The organism is Robiginitalea sp., from assembly GCF_982776155.1.
Genome location: NZ_CEXZKX010000004.1, coordinates 163,906 through 179,915 on the forward strand (window position 1 = coordinate 163,906; position 16,010 = coordinate 179,915).

The 16,010-nt window shown below is 57.7% G+C and carries 11 protein-coding genes; 2 read left to right on the forward strand and 9 right to left on the reverse strand.

Annotated features, from left to right (window positions below; genetic code table 11):
- Nucleotides 1–68: 68 nt before the first annotated feature.
- From AC3DKS_RS08545 to AC3DKS_RS08580, 8 genes are all read right to left on the reverse strand, one after another.
- Nucleotides 69–626, reverse strand: coding sequence for a helix-turn-helix domain-containing protein (locus AC3DKS_RS08545; RefSeq protein WP_272607807.1), 558 nt, complete (start codon nt 624–626; stop codon nt 69–71).
- A gap of 30 nt (nt 627–656) precedes the next feature.
- Nucleotides 657–1,214, reverse strand: a complete 558-nt coding sequence (locus AC3DKS_RS08550) for a DUF3347 domain-containing protein (protein WP_015755359.1) — start codon at nt 1,212–1,214, stop codon at nt 657–659.
- A 44-nt stretch (nt 1,215–1,258) separates the two neighbouring features.
- Nucleotides 1,259–2,491, reverse strand: coding sequence for a TolC family protein (locus tag AC3DKS_RS08555; RefSeq protein ID WP_272607806.1), 1,233 nt, complete (start codon nt 2,489–2,491; stop codon nt 1,259–1,261).
- Nucleotides 2,488–6,270, reverse strand: a complete 3,783-nt coding sequence (locus AC3DKS_RS08560; RefSeq protein ID WP_272607805.1) for an efflux RND transporter permease subunit — start codon at nt 6,268–6,270, stop codon at nt 2,488–2,490. The genes AC3DKS_RS08555 and AC3DKS_RS08560 overlap by 4 nt, the downstream gene beginning before the upstream one ends.
- A 126-nt stretch (nt 6,271–6,396) precedes the next feature.
- Nucleotides 6,397–6,792, reverse strand: a complete 396-nt coding sequence (locus AC3DKS_RS08565) for an HYC_CC_PP family protein (protein ID WP_187289174.1) — start codon at nt 6,790–6,792, stop codon at nt 6,397–6,399.
- A 128-nt stretch (nt 6,793–6,920) separates the two neighbouring features.
- Complete coding sequence (locus tag AC3DKS_RS08570; RefSeq protein WP_015755363.1) at nt 6,921–7,928, reverse strand: 4-hydroxyproline epimerase; 1,008 nt, start codon at nt 7,926–7,928, stop codon at nt 6,921–6,923.
- Between the two features lies 1 nt (nt 7,929).
- Nucleotides 7,930–9,528, reverse strand: coding sequence for an aldehyde dehydrogenase (NADP(+)) (locus AC3DKS_RS08575; RefSeq protein ID WP_272607804.1), 1,599 nt, complete (start codon nt 9,526–9,528; stop codon nt 7,930–7,932).
- Nucleotides 9,529–9,583: 55 nt separating this feature from the next.
- Complete coding sequence (locus AC3DKS_RS08580; RefSeq protein ID WP_272607884.1) at nt 9,584–10,504, reverse strand: dihydrodipicolinate synthase family protein; 921 nt, start codon at nt 10,502–10,504, stop codon at nt 9,584–9,586.
- Nucleotides 10,505–10,670: 166 nt separating this feature from the next.
- Between AC3DKS_RS08580 and AC3DKS_RS08585 the strand changes: the two genes are divergently transcribed.
- On the forward strand, nt 10,671–11,918 hold the full coding sequence (locus tag AC3DKS_RS08585) for a cation:proton antiporter (protein ID WP_272607803.1): 1,248 nt from the start codon (nt 10,671–10,673) through the stop codon (nt 11,916–11,918).
- 38 nt (nt 11,919–11,956) lie between these two features.
- Here the strand turns inward: AC3DKS_RS08585 and AC3DKS_RS08590 are convergent, their stop codons facing one another.
- On the reverse strand, nt 11,957–13,261 hold the full coding sequence (locus AC3DKS_RS08590; RefSeq protein WP_272607802.1) for a serine hydrolase domain-containing protein: 1,305 nt from the start codon (nt 13,259–13,261) through the stop codon (nt 11,957–11,959).
- Between the two features lie 146 nt (nt 13,262–13,407).
- Between AC3DKS_RS08590 and AC3DKS_RS08595 the strand changes: the two genes are divergently transcribed.
- On the forward strand, nt 13,408–15,912 hold the full coding sequence (locus AC3DKS_RS08595) for an alpha-L-rhamnosidase-related protein (protein ID WP_272607801.1): 2,505 nt from the start codon (nt 13,408–13,410) through the stop codon (nt 15,910–15,912).
- The last annotated feature ends 98 nt before the right edge of the window (nt 15,913–16,010 follow it).

The following is a 16,010-nucleotide window of genomic DNA, read 5'->3' on the forward strand; positions in this document are numbered from 1 at the left end:
ACTTACTGATTTACGACACAAATATCGCAAGCGGTCTGTCCGGGGGTTTTCATCCTGATGGATCATTTTTATACAATTTTGTCCCATTCACTCCGGGGCGGATCCAACAACTTCCTGTAGGACCCCATGGACATGCCCGTAACCGACTTGAACTGGCGAGCCAGATGGCTGCTGCTCGAATAATCCAGTGCATAGGCAATCTGCGTAAAATCCATCTGCCCCATCTGAATCAGTTCCTTGACTTTCTCAATCCTGAGGCGAATCCAGTACTTTTCGACAGTGATTCCCTCACGACGGCTGAAAACCTTACTTATCATAGAATAGTCCCGCCCCGTGCGGGAAGCAATAAAGAAAGACAGCGACCCAAGCGGCACCAGGGTTTCATGCAGAGCCGTTACGAGCAAGGCTTTAACCTCTTCCACCAATACCGCCCCGGCCTCCCCGATCCGTTGGAACCCGTGCGTTTCCAGTATCCGGTCGATGCGATCAAAATCGGCCTCGTAGCCGGGGGGAAATTCAAGTTCCCCCAACCGAATGGAAATCAAGGGGATGCCCGCTATTTCCAGCGTATCTGCCAGCACCGATTTACACCGGTCGCATACCATGTTCTTAACCCGGATCTTCACCTGTCTCCCTTTAGTACCTTTCAGGATACCCTACAGGGCAACCAGTTTGTCCTCCACCTTCCCGCATTTGAGCATCCTGTCACCAAAATAGGGATTGCGGATTTCCTCTTTGTCGGAAAACCAAAAGCCGCCCTCGTCGTTGAAGGCCATCGGGCAGAATTGTTTATAGACCGCACCCTCGCTGATATGGTCCCGCAGAATGGGTTCCAGCTTCTCATTAAGCTTTAAAAAGCTGGCCCGTTGCCCGTCAATTCCATCGGCAGACAAAAAGGCTTCAATTTCGGCGGTGACGATCTCGTTCTCAAACCCGGGTACCCGGCCCATGTCCGCAGCAGCGGCTTTGGCCGCATCCGGGTTGCCGGCTACCAAAGCATCCTTTAACTTCAGGTAGGAGGCAAATACCTGCTGGGTAGCGTCTTCCTCAAACGCGATACGGGCTGTTTCCTTTACCTCAGTTTTTGCGGTTCCGGACCCTGTTGTTTCCGGGGAAGGATTCGCCTCTTTTTCACCTTTACAGGATAACATTAAAGAGATGACTGCCAGCGGCATCAGGGTTTTCTCCAATCGTTTAAATGGGTTCCTTTTCATGTTTCGAATTTTAGAATTAATTAATTTACTATGTGATTTTCCTATTATAATCCCGGTTGTGCCACCAGGTAATTGACCAGGGCGCCCTGCGATAAATACGATGCAAAGGCCTCGGTACGTTCGAGTTCCAATTTTAGTTCCATCTCCTGCATTTCGAGCAAATCCCCGAAATCCGCCTGCTGCGTCTGGTAATTCTTTAACAGGATCTCGATTGCCTGGCGGGTATTCTGGCTGTTTTCGGTCAGGGTGGCAAATCGGACCCTGGCGGATCGCTGCCCCTGCCAGGCCTGTTGCAACATGCCTTCCAGTCGGTTGCGCCGCGCATTTTCCTCGGCTTCCAGTGCCGCCTGGCGGAACTCGTTTTGTCGGGTGCGCGATTTATACGGTGAGCGAAACAAGGGAAAGGAGAAGGATACCATGGGCATCACAATGTCCTTCCCGCTGTCCGGAATGACCATATCCGTGCGTTCCGCCACGGGGATGTAATCCAGCCCCAGGCCAATTTTCGGGGCTGCGGATTTGCGGTTCAGGGCTTCTTCCCGTGCGACAGAGGCAAAGAGCCGGTCGTATTTCTCCAATTCCGGGTGGGGGCCCAACACGGGGGGATCGGGCTCTGGAAGCTCCCCGGGCAGCTCGGTCACCATAAAGCCGATTGCTGTTTCCGTGGCGTTGATCAGCCTGAAAAATGCAAACGCCCCGGATTCATACTGGTTTTCCAGGACCTGGGAACGGGCAGTTACGTCGTTTTTCCGAATCTCCAGCCGAAGGACGTCGACAGCAGACGCCTTTCCGGCCTCCACGGCTGCCAGGGCCACTTCCCGGTAGGAATCCAGCAGCACGGCCTGTTGTTCCAGTATGCCGATTTGTTGGCGTAGCGCCTGCAACCGGTAGTATGCCTGGGCCACCTCCAGCCGCAGTTGGCGGCGGGCAATCACCCAATCCAGGTACTCGACCTCAGCCATGCTGGAGGCGAAATTTTCGCGGGCGGTGATTTGCCCGAACCAGGGAAGCATCTGGCGCACGGAAAACCGGACAACCTGGGCACCCGTCCGGGTTTCGGGTTCGCTGACAAAGACCCCTGCCCCAATTTCTGTATCCGGCAGGGCCCGGGCCTCGTTGACTTTCTCCCCGGCCAGGTCGTGACGCAGGCGGAGCGCCCGCAACTCGGGGTTGTTCGTTTCTGCCAATTCAAAGAAGTACCTGATTTCCTGGGCACCCATACCGGATACCACTCCCAGGACAAAAAGCACATTCAGGGTTATCTTTTTTACATTCATGACGCAGTGCTTTTGACCGTTGGTGTCCCCAGGGGACGCGTACGGCGATTCAGTCGGTATTCTTCCCGCCAGCTGTAGAGCACGGGCACCACAAACAACGTGATGAGTGCAATGAGCATCCCCCCGAAACTCGGGATGGCCATCGGGATCATGATGTCGCTACCCCGTCCCGTGGAGGTGAGCACCGGCAGCAGGGCCAGGACGGTGGTGGCCGTGGTCATCAGGCAGGGTCGGATGCGTTTCTCTCCCGCCTCTACCACGGCATCCCGGACCTCCTGCAACGTATTGGGCTGGTTGCGACGGAAACTCTGGGTCAGGTAGGTGGCCATTACCACCCCATCGTCGGTGGCGATGCCAAACAGGGCAATGAATCCCACCCACACCGCAACGCTCAGGTTGATTGTGCGCAACTGGAACAGGTCGCGGAGGTTCTCGCCGAAGAACGAAAAGTCCAGGAACCAGGTCTGCCCGTAGAGCCACATGGTGATAAAGCCGCCTGCAAAGGCCACGGCAATGCCGCTGAATACCATCAGCGAGGTCGTAACGGAACGAAATTGGAAATAAAGGATCATGAAAATGATCAGGAGAACCAGGGGCACCACCACGGAGAGTGTCCGTTCGGCCCGGACCTGGTTCTCGTAAGAGCCCGTGAACCGATAACTAATACCCGGCGGCACTACGAGTTCCCCGGAATCGATTTTCTCCCGGATCATTTGCTGGGCGTTCTCCACCACGGTCACCTCGGCATATCCGTCCATCTTGTCGAACAGCACATAGCCCACCAGGAAGGTATCTTCGCTCTTGATCACCTGGGGCCCCCGTTCATACCGGATCTCCACCAGTTCGCTCAGCGGAACCGGGTTGCCCCCGGGAACCGGCACATAGACAGACCGGATGTCCTCAGGACTGTCGCGGAGTTCACGCGGGTAACGCACCCGGACGCCATAGCGTTCCCGGCCTTCCACCGTCTGGGTGAGCGCCATACCGCCCAGGGCTACCTCGAGCACCTTTTGTACATCCTCCAACAGCAGGCCGTAACGGGCTAGCTGGTCCCGGTCGATATCGATCAGCAAATAGGGTTTTCCCACGATCCGGTCTGCAAACACCGCCTCGTCCTTCACCCCATCGGCCTCTTTGATAATGCCTTCCAGCTCCCGGCCAAACGCTTCAATCTGCCGGAGGTCCTGCCCCTTGACCTTGATCCCCATAGGGGCGCGCATACCGGTTTGCAACATAACCAGCCGGGTTTCGATCGGCTGCAGCTTGGGGGCGGATGTGACCCCCGGCAGGCGGGTATTCGAAACGATTTCCTCCCAAATATCATCCGGGGATGCAATCCCGGGACGCCAGTTCCTGAAGTACTCCCCATCGGGGTCGGGTACCAGCATCCTGTGGGTGACGTCCGCAAAATAAACCGGGGTGACAGTATCGGCACGCATGTTCGGGTTGGCGACGGTCCCGCCCTGTTTCAGGATAAAAAGTCCGTCTCCGTCCGTTCGATAGCGCAGCCGCTCCCCGTCGGGACCCTGGAGGTATTCGGATTTATACTGGATGATATTCTCATACATGGACAAGGGCGCCGGATCCAGGGCGGATTCCGTCCTGCCTGCCTTGCCCACTACGGTCTCCACTTCCGGGATAGCCGCAACAGCCATGTCCAGTTGCTGCAGAACCCGTTTATTCTCCGCTACTCCGGCATGCGGCATGGAGGTGGGCATCAGCAGGAACGAGCCTTCATTCAGGGAGGGCATAAACTCCTTCCCGGTACCGCGCAGGATAAAGAAACCGGAAATGACCAGGGCCACCGGAAGGGACAGAAAAAGGAGCTTGTTCCGGAGCGTCCAGCGCAATATCTGCGTATAGCGGCTGCGGAACAGCGCAAAGCCCCCCAGCAGCCCCGCGCAGATAAGGGAAACGAACAGGAAGTTCAAAAACAGGTTTTGTTCCAATCCAAGCGGCCGCCAGTAGACAGAAAGCAGGGCCACAATCGTCAGGGCCGCAATCCCCACGTTTAATTCGGTTTGCCGGTTGCCCCATTGCGCCATGCGTTCCGGCAGGTATCCGGATACGCGTGGATCCGTCAGCAGCCCGGCCAGGGCAAACGCCACCAGGGCGAGCCCCAGCGGATAGCCCATCAAGAGCGTCACCAGGCCCACTGCCGCCAGCAGGGCCTGGACTGTGAAACGCAAATTCCTCCGATGCTTGCGCTTGCGGAAGAAATATGCGGCAAAGGGCGGTATCAGGAACAGGGACACGACCAGGGCGGCAGCCAACGCAAAAGTCTTTGTAAATGCCAGGGGTCGGAACAGCTTCCCTTCGGCCCCGATCAGCGTAAAGACGGGGATAAAGCTGATAATGGTAGTCAACACGGCTGTCAGGATGGCGCCGGAGACTTCCGCGGAAGCCTTGTAAACGGTTTCGTCCACCGGCTCGGAATCGTCGGATTCCTCCAGGTGCCGGATGATATTCTCGCTGAGGATCACCCCGATATCCACCATGGTCCCGATCGCAATGGCAATACCGGAAAGGGCCACGATATTTGCATCCACCCCTCCGTAACGCATGGCGATAAACACCATCAGCACCGCAACCGGCAGGAGGCCGGAGATCAGGACGGAAGCCCTCAGGTTAAAGACCATAACCACGATCACCAGGATGGTGATCAGTATTTCGAGTGTCAGCGCTTCCTCCAGGGTGCCCAGGGTTTCCTGTATGAGTTCGGTCCGGTCGTAAAAGGGAACAATGGTCAGTTGGGAAGTCCGGCCGTCGCTGAGTTGCCTGGAAGGCAACCCGTCGCTGAGTTCGGCGATTTGCTCCTTGACATTGTTAATCACCTCCAGGGGATTGGCCCCATACCGGGCTACCACCACCCCGCCGACCACCTCGGCTCCTTCCTTGTCCAGGATCCCGCGTCGCACGGCAGGGCCCAGCGAAATATTCGCCACATCCCCGAGCCGCAGGGCCGTGTATTCCTCCGAGGCAATAACCGCCTTTCGCAGGTCGTCCAGGGAGTCGATATAACCCAATCCTCGAACCAGGTACTCCGCCTGGTTGATCTCGATAGTCTGCGCCCCGATATCCCGGTTACTCATCCGCACGGCATCCACTACCTGTTGCAACCCGATATTGTATTGCCGCATTTTCTCAGGGTCCACATCAATCTGGTATTCCTGAACATATCCACCGATGGAAGCCACCTCCGACACCCCGTCGGCCGAAGAAAGGGCGTACTTCACATAAAAATCCTGGATACTGCGAAGTTCCTGCAAATCCCAGCCGCCGGTAGGGTTCCCCTCGGCATCCCGCCCCTCCAGAGTGTACCAGTATATCTGCCCCAGGGCCGTGGCATCGGGACCCAGGGCAGGAGTTACCCCATCCGGCAACAGACCCGCGGAAAGCGAATTGAGCTTTTCCAGGATCCGGCTGCGGCTCCAGTAAAATTCCACACCTTCTTCAAAGATGATGTAGATGCTTGAAAACCCGAACATGGAAGAGCTCCGGATGGTCCGCACCCCGGGTATGCCGAGCAGGGAAGTGGTCAGCGGATAGGTGATCTGGTCCTCGATGTCCTGGGGCGACCGCCCGGGCCACCGCGTAAACACAATTTGCTGGTTCTCGCCGATGTCCGGGATGGCATCCACAGGCACAGGGTCGGAAGGCAGCCAGTCCGACTTCCATCCAAACGGGGCGTTGGCCGTCCCCCAGCCCACGAAGAGGACCAGGAGCAGGACTGCCACCAATTTATTTTCTATGAGGAATTTTATGCCCTTGTTCAGCATGGGGTTGATTTAGCATTCTGGGAATCAATAGATCGTGACTTATGGAACCCGTGATCGGGAACCGGCACAAAACAGTCAGGCCCGTCGGCCAGTTGCGGCAGCGGGCGTTGTTCCGGGGAGGCTAAATCAAATCAGGAAAACCTGGTGGCGTACAGGTAGATCTCGTATGAGTTTCGGGGGAGAATAATCGTCAAACGGGGGTTCGGCAACCCGGGTATCCATTTCCAGCAGGATGGGGAGTCCCTTTGCCAGCAGGGCGACCATCACCAGACGCGGGCCCGAAACGGATTCGGCCTTTGTTTTCTCCAGGTGGTCCTGGCCCAGCACAACGATCTCGACATCGTCACAACAACCGGAGTCTGCCATTTGAGAATCATCCATGGCCATGCCGCAGTCGGAAGCCTCTGCAAAGAAGGCATAGTCTACCAGCATCTTCCCGCAGAAGTGCATATCCATGCTGAAGGACAGCGTGGAAAAGAGCAGCAGGAATGCCAGCAATACCGAACCGGTTTTATGTGCCACGGAATTCATATCAGAAACAAAACTACAAAATTCACCGGATTATTGTTTTGTTTAAGAGAAGTTTAGCGGTTTTGCCTGCAAACCGCTCCCTTCTCAGCCGGCGGCAGGCAGTTCCTCCGAGATCGGAGTTACAGGACCTGGAACCCCTGGGGAAAGGGATGTGCCTCATCGATGACCAGTGTGTTGTAACCGTAAACCCAGGCCGACCCGCGGATTTCGGGTACGATGGCGGGTAGCTCCCCGATCCGGGCCTCGGCCAGGACCCTCCCCTCAAATCGGGAGCCGATAAAACTTTCGTGCAGGAAGGCTTCCCCTACCCGTAGCCGGGCGCGGTGTACCCATTGCGCCATACGGGCAGATGTCCCCGTACCGCATGGGGATCGGTCAATGGCATTGTCGCCGTAAAAAACGGCATTCCGGGCCGTGGAATCCTTTGCCAGCGGCTTTCCGGCCCATAAAACGTGGGAGACCCCGGAAATGCTTCTGTCTTCCGGATGGATAAAGCGATCTGGGTACCGGGCATTTATAAGAGTTCGCAACTCCCGGCTAAAGCGGATAAGCTCTGAGGCCCGGAAGGTTTCGAGTCCGGGAAAATTGGGCTGGGGGTCTACGATGGCGTAGAAATTCCCCCCGTAAGCCACGTCAAACCGCAGTGTTCCCAGCTCGGAGGTTTCCAGCTCCAGGTCGGTGGCTGCGACATAAGCAGGGACGTTTGTAAAGGCCACCCAGAGGACTTTACCATCCCGGATCTCATAGCGCACCCGGACCAGGCCCGCAGGGGTCTCCAGCATAACAATGCCGGGGGTTTTGGGCCGGATCAGCCCCTCCTCCAGGCCGATGGTGATGCTGCCGATGGTGCCGTGACCGCACATGGGAAGGCAGCCGCTTGTTTCGATAAAGAGGATCCCCAGGTCATTGGCAGGATCGGAAGGGGGATAGAAAATGCTGCCGCTCATCATATCGTGGCCGCGGGGTTCAAACATCAGTCCCCGGCGAATCCAGTCGAACTCCCGGAGGAAGTGCCCCCGTTTCTCAGACATATTTTTCCCCTGCAGGTCCGGGCCGCCTTCGGCCACCACCCGAACCGGGTTGCCGGCCGTGTGCCCGTCGATGCATTTAAAAAGGTGCCGGGCCATTTTATAAATTGATGATCCCCTCATCCGACCACGCACCGTCCACCATGCGCCAAACCCCGGTGGGATTTGAATTGCGCAAGACATCCGGCAGGAGGGACTGGGGGCAATTCTGAAAGCTTACCGGGCGCGCCCAGCGAAGGATGGCATCCGTGCCCACCGAGGTGAACCGGGAGTCCGTTGTTGCCGGGAACGGGCCACCATGTTGCATGGAAGGGCAAACCTCCACCCCTGTCGGCACCCCGTTGAACAGGATGCGTCCTGCCCGGGACCGCAACAACTCCAGAACTTTATCGCTTTCCCTGAACTCCGCCTCACTGCCCAGCAGGGAAGCAGTTAACTGGCCTTCTAGCCCCGCCAGGGCCGCCTGGAGCTCTTCGGCGTCCCTACAAATTACCAGCAGGGTAAAGGGTCCGAACACTTCCATCTGCAACTTGGGGTTGGCGAGGAAATCGGTCCCGGATACCCGGGCCACAGTTGCCGGCACCTCATTGGGCCCCTCCGGGGGATTTCCCGGTGTCAGGAATTCCACCCCGTGCTGCTGCTCCATGGTCCGGCGCATGTCAGTAAAGTGGCCGGCCATATTCGGGTGTAACATGCAGGAAGGCGGGAATGCCGCAATTTCATCGGCCAGGGACCTGGCAAATGTTTCCAGGTCCGGGCTGTCAATAGCAAAAAGCAATCCCGGATTCGTGCAGAACTGGCCCACCCCGAGGGTTACCGAAGCCGCATAGGCCTTTGCCCAACCTGCTTTAGCCTTCAGAGCCGACGGCAGGAATACTACGGGGTTGACACTCCCCATTTCCGCAAAAAACGGGATAGGGACTTCCCGTTCGGCTGCCAGGCGCGACAGGGCCAGCCCCCCGGCACGACTTCCCGTAAAGCCTACAGCGGCCACGGCTTCATGGCGGACGAGGCGCCCCCCCAGATTTTGCGAAGTGCCTTGCAGGTGTGAGAATACGCCATCCGGCATCTTCGTCTCCCTGGCCGCGCGCAGGACTGCCTGGGCCACCAGTTCCCCCGTGGCGGGGTGCATCGGATGTCCCTTTACGATCACCGGGCACCCGGCTGCCAGGGCCGATGCCGTATCGCCCCCGGCCGTGGAAAAGGCAAAGGGAAAATTACTGGCGCCGAAAACCACCACGGGCCCTATCGGCAGCAGGCATTTCCGGATATCCGCTTTGGGCAGCGGTTCCCGGTCCGGCTGGGCAGTATCGATGCGCGCCTGCACCCAGGAACCTTCCTCCGCCAGGTCGGCAAACAAGCGCAACTGGGAAGTAGTCCGTCCGAGTTCGCCTTTGGCCCTGCCTTCCGGCAATCCGGATTCCACGGTATATGCAGCTATCAGTTGTTTCTTATTTTCCTCGAGCCCGTCGGCTATCTCGCGCAGGAATGCGGCCCTGCGATTGCGCGATAATCGCGCGTATTCCCCGGCAGCCTGTGCCGCCAGTTCTGCTGCCCGGTCGATTTCCCCATCGGTGGCTTCGGAGAACTCCCAGGGGTTAGGATCCCCGGTAGCGGGGTTGATGCTCCTGAAAGTCTCAGTACCTTCCGAAGAAGATGTTAATCCGATGAATTGTTTCCCGCTGATTGGTAGTTGCATGATGTGGGTGTATCTTGTTTACTGGGGCGGGGCCTGGAGGCCCCACCCCGTTTAATTACAGGTATTGCTTGTATTGTGGAAGTTCCGGCCGTTGCGCCATGGCTTTCCGGATAATCCCCATGACCCGTTCCCGTTCGGCCCCTTCCAGCGGCAGCCTGGGCGGGCGCACCTGCTCGGATCCCAAGCCGGTGGCCACTTCGGCCAGTTTGATATTCTGTACCAGCTGGGGGCTGATATCCAGTTCCAATAACGGCAGGAACCACTGGTATATGGACCGGGCTTCCGCTATCCTCCCCGCTTTTCCCAGGGCGTAGACCGCCACCGTTTCCGCCGGGTAGGCACAAACCAGTCCGGCCACCCAGCCGTCGGCACCCATCAGGATGCTTTCCAGGCCCAACGTATCCACCCCGGTAAGGATGCGAAGCCGGTCGCCAAATCGGTTCCTCAGGCGGGTTACATTGGAAATCTCCCGGGTAGATTCCTTAACTGCGCCTACGGTTGGGCAGGTACTCAGCAATTCCTCAAACATATCCGGGGTCACCTCAATCCCGTAATCCACCGGGTTATTGTAGATCAGGATGGGCAGGTCCGTACTATCCGCCACAGCCCGGAAATAGGCCACCGTTTCCCGGGAAGTTGCCTTATAGCGCATGGGGGGAAGCAGCATCAGCCCCTGGGCCCCGTTGAACGCTGCACGCCGGGCCGCCTGGACGGCATCCGAGGTGCGCTGTTCGGCGATATTTACAATCACCGGGATCCGCCCGTCGGCTTCCTTCAGGGCAGCCAGCGTTAAGGTGTCCTTTTCTTTTTCGGTAAGCGTACTGGCCTCCCCGAGGGTGCCGCCGAGGATCAGTCCGCTGACCCCTGCAGCCATCTGGGCCCGGACATTTTTAACAAACAGTCCGGTGTCCAGTTCATCCGAGTCGGTAAACTTCGTGGTGAGAGCAGGCATAACGCCCTGCCAGGTCCATTCCATGGTCGATTGTTTGAGGATAAAGATACATATCCCCTGATTATTTCGCGGCATGGTTTCCCTTCAGGTTTTACCCTTCCCGAGCAGGGGGTCTTACACGTATTTTCGAGACAGGTAGTATATTTACAGGGCCTGGCAAATCCAGGTCACCAGATACCAAACATACTATATGGACATCTTCCTGATAACCACCATCCTCGTCCTTGTGTCGGCCCTATTTGGCTATGTGAATACGCGGTTTATCCGGCTCCCGAATACCATCGGCCTTACGGTCATCACCATTGTGTTTACCCTGGCGGTCTTTGCCATCAGCGCTGTGGACAGCACATTGCTGGACGCCGAACGATACATCCTCGAGCACATCGATTTCAAGTCGCTTTTGCTGGATACCATGCTGGGATTTCTACTGTTTGCGGGGGCCCTGCATACCGACCTGGAAAAACTCAGGGCCCAGCGGTGGCCGGTGCTGGCATTCGCCACTTTCGGCGTCCTGGTTTCCACCTTCCTGGTGGGCGGGGCCACGTATGTGCTCCTGCCGCTTTTAGGCTTGCAGGTAGACTTTATTTACTGCCTGCTATTCGGCTCCCTGATCTCCCCCACGGACCCGATTGCCGTTTTGGGCATCCTGAAAAAGGCGGGAGCACCGAAAAAGCTGGAGATTAAAATCGTGGGGGAATCCTTGTTCAACGACGGCGTCGGGGTGGTCATCTTCCTGACTATCTTCGGTTTGGCCAGTGGCAGCGGGGAGCCCTTTTCCCTGGCCCACGTAGCCGAATTGTTTATCCACGAGGTGGCCGGCGGCCTCTTGCTGGGGCTCGCCCTGGGCTGGGTAACCTACCGGATGATGCGCAGCATCGACGATTACTCCATCGAGGTGATCATCACCCTGGCCACCGTGATGACGGGGATTGTTTTATCCCAGTACCTGCATGTCTCGGGCCCGCTGGCCATGGTAGCCGCCGGGCTGATGATCGGGGGTCCGCGTACGCGGAGCGCAGCCATGTCCGAGATTACCGAAACCTATGTGGACCGCTTCTGGGAATTGCTGGACGTTCTGCTCAATACGATACTCTTTGTCCTGGTGGGGATGGAAATCCTGGTCCTGGACCTGGAAAGCCCGTATGTCATCGCCGGGGTGGTTATGATCCCCATTACCTTGCTCTGCCGGCATATTTCCCTGTTCCTCCCGGTCAAGATCTTTGAGAAACGGCTGGATTTTGTACCCCACACGCATTTGATGATGACCTGGGGCGGCCTGCGAGGGGCTATTTCCATTGCGCTCGCCCTGGGCCTGACCCAGGATATGCACCGGGACCTCTTCCTGGTAGTGACCTATATCGTGGTGATCTTCTCCATCATCGTACAGGGCCTGAGTGTGGAAACCCTGGTGGGCCGCCTGCGTAAATGGTGGAATTGACCGTCAGGACACCGAACCCCTGCATTTGAAGCAAACTGCTAATCCACCAAAGCCTGGTAGACCAGGTTGCGCAGGAGCGCGTGATCGGGTACGCGGGCATTGGGCCGGACCTGGGTGAAGTAGACTACGATCAGTTCCTCGGCCGGGTCTACCCAGTACGTGGAATGGTACGCCCCGCCCCACCGGTAGGAACCTTCGGACCCATAGGTGCCGTGCCTCCCCATATCAGTGACCACTTCAAATCCCAGGCCGAAACCCCTGCCGGCGCTGTACGCCACATTTTCACCCAGGTGATTAACCGTCATCAGGTCGACGGTTCGGGGGGAAAGCAGTTGTTTGCCGTTATATGAGCCGCGGTTTTCCATCATCTGGAGAAAGCGATAATAATCTGCTGCCGTCGACACCAGGCCGGCACCGCCTGAAAAACTCTTTCGTGGCCCCTTCACATAATTGCCCTGGGTATTCATGCCGGCTCCATCCGGGGCGCGTTTAAGACCCCCGCCTTCTTGTGGGTTGTAAACCGTCGCCAGGCGTCCGACCTTGTCGGGAGGCACATAGAAAAACGTATCCTCCATCCCCAGGGGTTCAAAAACCCGCTCCCTCAGGAATACATCCAACGACTGCCCGGAGACCACCTCGATGACGGCCCCGAGGATATCCGTGCTGTATCCATAGACAGTTTTTTCGCCCGGGTGAGCGCTCATGGGCAGGGAAGCTATCCGACGGACCGTTTCCAGGATGGGCTCCTCCCGATCCGCGAAATACCAACCCATTATACCCGCTTCCTCCCACTTTTCCTGGGCCGGACCCCAGCCGTACCCGATGCCCGAGGTATGCGTCAGCAGGTCGCGCAGAGTTATGGGTCGGCGGGCGGGCTCTTCCCGGTAACCGTCGTCGTCATTAATGGCAACAATTGTTTCGGCGAATTCCGGAATGTATTTGGACAAGGGGTCCTGGATCAGTAACCGGCCTTCTTCCTGCAGTAAGAGGATCCCCACACTGACAATTGCCTTTGTCTGAGATGCAATCCGGAACAGCGCATTTTCGGGCATGGGGGCGCCCGATTCCAAATCCCTCTGTCCAAAGGCCCGGTGGTATGCTACCTGATCGCGGCGCGCCACCAGGATCACGCCTCCCGGTAGTTCCCCCGCCGCTACATACTGGTCAAAAGCCCTGTCCAGGCGTTCCAGGCGCTCGGCGGAAAAACCGAGGGCCTGGGGATCCGCTGTTTTTAAATCCTGGGCATGCAGTCCTGACAGGCTGACGATGCAAATGGTCAGGAACAGCAATGGACAACTCCGGAGGTCGCTGAAGAGGTCGCTGAAAAAGTCAAGTGTTTTCATCGGTTGGGTGGTTTGTTGGTTTGTATCGATTCCGAACAGTCTGGGAAGCGGTGGATTCCCCAAAAGGATCGGCCCGATAAGTTACCATAAAAATCCTATATTGAAAGGGGGGGGATCCCCTACTTTCAACCGTTAATACCAACCCTATGCGACTCACGGAATTCAAGGTACCCCTGCTGATTGCAGCTCTTTTCGCCACGGTTTCAACAGCCCAAACCACAGGCGCATCTGCCTCGATGCCAGCATCCCCATTGACGGAATCCCATAAGGCGAATACCCCGCTACCGGCGGCATCCAACAGGAACCCGGACCTCCTCCATCGGTGGACGGCGCGCTGGATCTCCCATCCGGAGGATCCCGGGGATACCTTTGGCGTATTCCATTTCAAAAAGGAGATTGAGTTGGACGCCAAGCCAGACACTTTTATCATTCATATATCGGCAGATAACCGGTATAAACTCTATATCAACGGAACGTATGTGACATTCGGGCCCGCCCGGGGGGACCGGCTCAACTGGCGGTATACGAGCCTGGATCTCGCCCCCTATCTCGAGCCGGGCATCAATGTACTTGCAGCAACCGTCTGGAATTTTGCGGAACATCGCCCGGTGGCACAGCACAGTTTCCGTACCGGGTTGATCGTCCAGGGGGACGGGGAGGCAGAGCGCGTGGCGGATTCGGACAGCACGTGGATGGTAACTGCCTGCAGAGCATTCAGCCCGCTCCCCGTGCAACTCAATGCTTATTACGTAGTGGGGCCCGGAGAGTCCTTTGACGGATCGGCCCACCACTGGGATTGGCAGGATCCCGGATTCGGGCTGGGTTTTGTCCCCGCCCGGGAAGGGGAAGTCGGCCGACCCACCATGAGCCTGGAAAAATACGGGGGCATTGCCGGCCATGTCCTGATGCCGCGGACCATTCCCCTGATGGAAGAGTCCCCCCAGGAATTCCAGGGGGTACGACGCAGCAACCCGGCCGGCCTGGTGGAGGACAATTACAATGGGACCCAGGTGCTGACCCTCCCCCCAAACATGACAGCGACCTTCCTCCTGGACCAGGGCCACCTTACCACGGCCTACCCCGTGGTACAGTATTCCGGGGGCAAAGGCAGCCAAATTTCCCTGACCTATGCGGAAAGCCTCTTCCACGCGGACGGCTCCAAGGGCAACCGCAACCAGGTTCAGGGGAAGTCCATCGTCGGGAATACCGACGTGATCCTTCCGGACGGGGGCAGCGGCAGGGTACATGAACCCCTTTGGTGGCGGACGTTTCGGTACGTCGAAGTACAAATAACCACCAGGGCGGAACCCCTGGCCATTCACCGGATCCACTCGCGGTTTACGGGGTACCCTTTTGAGGAACAGGCCGAATTCCGCGTTGATGCAAACTTTGAAGCCGATGCAGAATTTCAATCCCAAAACGGGTTCCGGGCGGATGCGAAACTGCTGGGTGAAATCTGGGAGGTGGGCTGGCGCACCCAACGGCTTTGTGCCGGGGAAAATTATTTTGACTGTCCCTACTACGAACAATTGCAATACGCCGGGGACACCCGGATCCAGTGCCTGGTGTCTGCCTATGTGTCCGGGGATACGCGCCTTTTCAAGAATGCGCTGCTCTCCTACCGCGACTCGAAAATGCCCTTCGGGCTGACACAGAGCCGTTATCCGAGCTACGACCCCCAACTGATCCCCACCTTTTCCCTGGTCTGGATCGCCATGATCCACGATTACTGGATGCTCACCCCGGATACGGAAACAGTGCGCGACCTGGTTCCCGGGATGCTGAGCGTATTGGATTGGTATGAAGACCACCTGGAGCCGAACGGGATGCTCGGGAAACTCGAGTGGTGGAATTTTGTGGATTGGGTGGTTCGGGACGGCTGGGATGCCGGCGTCCCCCCCGGGGCACGGGACGGGCAGTCAGCTGTCATCAGCCTGTATTACGTCTATGCCCTGCGCAAGGGGGCCGAGTTACTGGAGGCTTTCGGGTACCCGCAGCAGGCACGCCGCTATCAAACCCTGGCCGACCGGGTCGGGGATGCCGTATGGGAACAGTGCTGGGATGCCGGGCGGGGAATATTCGCCGATACGCCGGACAAAAATTATTACAGCCAACATGCAAATGTCCTGGCTGTACTTGGAGGGCTTGTACCGAAAGGCGGAGAAGAGAAACTCATGGAACGGGTACTCGAGCTGGAGGATATGGCCCCGGCCTCCTATTACTTTACTTTTTACGTAATCGAAGCATTGCAGGCCGCCGGTATGGGCGACCGCTACCTGGAAACTCTGGCCCCTTGGAAAACCATGCTCGACAATGGCCTGACGACCTTTGCCGAGGAGCCCGAGCCCACGCGTTCGGACTGCCACGCCTGGAGCGCTTCCCCCCTTTATTATTTCCTGTCGTTGGTGTGCGGGCTCCAGCCGGCCGGACCCGGATTTGAAACAGTAGAATTCCGGCCCCACCTCGGCCCGCTCCCGGGCGTTCAGGGAACCATCCCCCATCCGGCCGGGAAAATCTCGGTCCGTTTCCAAAAAACGGATTCCGGGGGTTTGGGCGGAATGATCGATCTACCGGCGGGGGTCTCGGGCCTCCTTCATTGGAAGGGAAAGGAAGTTTCCCTGCGTCCCGGGGCAAACGAGGTTCAGCTATAGACGCGACCCCGGGGAATGGCTGTAGCCTAATCCTTCGGGTGGGCCCCCAGCCTGAATCTCAGTGCCTCCTGCCAAATCTCAGTGCCTCCTGCCCAGAT

Bases quoted from the DNA above. Each gene is read 5' to 3' on its own strand.
- AC3DKS_RS08550 (WP_015755359.1), bottom strand. From the start codon at position 1,214: ATGAAAAGGAACCCATTTAAACGATTGGAGAAAACCCTGATGCCGCTG.
- AC3DKS_RS08555 (WP_272607806.1), bottom strand. From the start codon at position 2,491: ATGAATGTAAAAAAGATAACCCTGAATGTGCTTTTTGTCCTGGGAGTG.
- AC3DKS_RS08560 (WP_272607805.1), bottom strand. From the start codon at position 6,270: ATGCTGAACAAGGGCATAAAATTCCTCATAGAAAATAAATTGGTGGCA.
- AC3DKS_RS08570 (WP_015755363.1), bottom strand. From the start codon at position 7,928: ATGGCCCGGCACCTTTTTAAATGCATCGACGGGCACACGGCCGGCAAC.
- AC3DKS_RS08575 (WP_272607804.1), bottom strand. From the start codon at position 9,528: ATGCAACTACCAATCAGCGGGAAACAATTCATCGGATTAACATCTTCT.
- AC3DKS_RS08580 (WP_272607884.1), bottom strand. From the start codon at position 10,504: ATGGAATGGACCTGGCAGGGCGTTATGCCTGCTCTCACCACGAAGTTT.
- AC3DKS_RS08585 (WP_272607803.1), top strand. From the start codon at position 10,671: ATGGACATCTTCCTGATAACCACCATCCTCGTCCTTGTGTCGGCCCTA.
- AC3DKS_RS08590 (WP_272607802.1), bottom strand. From the start codon at position 13,261: ATGAAAACACTTGACTTTTTCAGCGACCTCTTCAGCGACCTCCGGAGT.
- AC3DKS_RS08595 (WP_272607801.1), top strand. From the start codon at position 13,408: ATGCGACTCACGGAATTCAAGGTACCCCTGCTGATTGCAGCTCTTTTC.